1 protein-coding gene and 1 pseudogene are annotated in these 2739 nt (G+C 62.4%); both read right to left on the bottom strand.

Annotation, left to right across the window (positions count from 1 at the left end; translation table 11 throughout):
- Window positions 1-1579 (bottom strand): annotated as a pseudogene (locus CEY15_RS17605) (hypothetical protein); the annotation flags it as partial.
- The coding region (locus CEY15_RS17600) for a hypothetical protein (protein WP_217987123.1) at window positions 1576-2739 on the bottom strand (1164 nt) is incomplete at its 5' end. The gene CEY15_RS17600 and the pseudogene CEY15_RS17605, both read right to left, overlap by 4 nt.

Below are 2739 nucleotides of genomic sequence, written 5' to 3'. Positions count from 1 at the left end.
CCTCAGATCCCCGTGAACTACCGGGGCTAATGGCAGATCCGCCTTCGAGTTCTTCGGCGAGCAGCGTGAGGTCGTCCCAGGAGCCGAGGAGGGCGTCTAACTCCACTACATCGGGGAAGCCGGACTCCCCGCGCCCCGCGTAGCCGAGGGAGACGACGCTTTTGACGTGCCCGTACTGGATGCCGAGCGCAATCTCACCGCCGGGCTGGTTGGCGATGTGGTAGGCGAGCGTGCGTCGGAAGCGGGTGGTTCCGATAAGCAGGCGAGCGGCGTCACCGGATTGGTTCTCGGAGAGGATGCTGGTCGGCCCGGAGATTGGAACGACCGGGTCTCCGTTCTGGGTAGCGTGGGCGTTCCAGAGCGTGATGAAGCTGCCGAGACTAATACCTATGGAGGACGTGGTGGCTACTTCGCCTTGCCGCTGTTGGCTTTCTCGTGGGCGGCGGTTCCAGGCGAACAAATATGGGGTGTCTGGTCTTGCGAGCTGTTCGAGCGCCTCAATCGCGCGGGCGGCGGGCTCGATGGTCACCCACGGCTGGTCGCGTTGAGCACCTTGACTGAGTTGATCACCGTACTCGTCGCGGAGGCCCTTGAACTCGCGGCCGACGATTGTGTACTCAGCTGCGGCGCTGGCATTGCTGGTGACTGGGTTGTAGCGGAGGCAGCCGCGTTGAAGGTGCAGGACCTCTTGGGGGCGCATGCCGGTGAAGTAGGAGATGAGCACGAACGCTGCCGACCGCACGCTGCCTGCGTCGTAGGACTGGAGCCAGTTGGTGGCGTCCTTCCATTGTCGGGCGTTCTCGGCGGAGAGACGGCCCGGTGGGAGCGTGATCCCTTGCGCCGTGAACCATGCTTCAGCGGTCTTCTTAATGCCGCGACGCCCGACGGTGAGTGTGCCGTCGAGATAGCCGCTGATGACGGTGTGGGCGGCAACGATGAGCGCACTGATCGCCTCAGGGTGGAACGGTTCGGTTTTGTTCTCGTACTCGACTGGGGCAGGACCGAGCCACCGGCTATATTTCGCGGAGAACCATGAGGGTGCGGTGAACGCGTAAGGCGAGGGCAGGTCGACATTGTGGGCCCACAGTCGCCCTAGGTGGACTAGTTGCGCAACCTTGTGTGAATAGGTGCGATCCTCGCGTGCACCCACGTGCTCGCCGTACTGGGTCCAGTCGTCGGTGGTGAGGTCTGCGATGCTACTGAGTCCGTGTGTGTCGATCCAGTCCAGCAACAACTTCATGGCGTGGAACATATGGAGGGCGGTCTGGGCGGATGGGAACCGAGACTTCATAGACGTGGTTCGACGCTGAGTTTCCGTATTGAGGACGTTGTAGAGGTAAACCTTCGCCGATTCGCGATGACGGGGCCGAATGGCAGCGAAGTTGATGTTTAATGTTTCCTTGTTCTCGGAGAGCGAGAGGTAGTGGAGCGGCCACACGTCGTCGCCGAAGACTGGCTCCGGTACTGCTTCGGGAGTCCGGTGGTGACGGTTGGCGAAGAGTGGACTGGTCAGCAGCGGGACGACAGGCGTGAGCCCGACCGTCCGAGTCGCAGCAGTGTTGACGGCGGGGTTGGTCATGTGTCCCAAGTCCTATTCATCAGTCGATTGACCTGGTCCCGGTCAGTATCGGTGACATCAGCGCGGGCAGCGAGGAGGTCGCTGTTCGAGAAGTGCCGATTGGGGACTAGCAGCGAGGCGATGCGGGCATGGTGAGCCGCGAATCGCGAGTCCCAGAGGTGTGCTGGCGTGACAGCGCGCAATCCCTCCAGGTGGTCGTGGAGGGCGACGACTCGAGGGAGGTGTCGCTTAAGGACCACCGCGTTCGTACACGCGAAACAAGTCAGGAAGGACGCGCGGCACGGCTCATGAGTGTCGGGGGCATGCTCGTGGTCAACGCAGGCCGAGGCCACTGTGTCGCGCGCACCTGAGTTCACCTCCTCAAGCACGCCGCGGGAATCCAAAGGGAGGTCGTCGACCGTCGCCGAACCGTTCACGACTCGCGCCTGCACGGCGTGGAAATGGTCTTGAAGAACAGTGGCGATGACTGGCTGCACGGCCTTCTTCACCGTCGGATCGTTCAGGTTGTAGTCGATGTTGGTGTTGAGGCTATGACCTTGCGGATGAACTTGTGTGGCGAAGTAGGATCGCAACCTGATAGGAGTTGCAAAGTCCAGTTCGGGGTGTTCACCGCGCCAGGCCCTGAGGTATCTCGCTATCGTGTGGGTACTGGCGTCTACCAGCACGGTGAGCGGGACTGGTCGCGCGTTCCTACCGATCGCATTTACTTGGCCCGAGAGGGACACGAGCACCGCGTCAGTGGGGTAGCCCACCTCTTGTAGCGTGCGCCGCGCCCCGTCGGTGAGTTCGAGAATCATCTGAATCAGGCGGGCTTTGGATCGAGGGCCGGTGTCGGTGTAGGTCTCAGACCACTCGCTGACGACGCCCCGCCGCGGTTTGGTGAGCCTGACGCGAAGATGGAGCGGTTCACTGCCGTCACGGGCGTCCACTCGGTTGACGTCGCTCACGCCGAGAGCTAGGGCGGTGCCGAGGTTCCAGCCGCAGGTGATGATCAATCCGAGGACCGCGGCAGCGACTTCGGCGGGAGTCGGGTAGAGGTTCTCCCACAGCGGAAAAACCGTCCGGTTATAGGTTTTCGCGTTCGGGTAAAGCCTGCGGTACACGCTCGGTGGCACGCGCCGCGTACTCGGGGGGCGTGTCAGATGGTCTGTGTGAGTTGA

Origin of the sequence: Dietzia natronolimnaea, assembly GCF_002289575.1 — a bacterium.
Classification (GTDB): domain Bacteria; phylum Actinomycetota; class Actinomycetes; order Mycobacteriales; family Mycobacteriaceae; genus Dietzia; species Dietzia natronolimnaea_A.
This window is presented reverse-complemented; position numbering and strand designations above follow the sequence as displayed.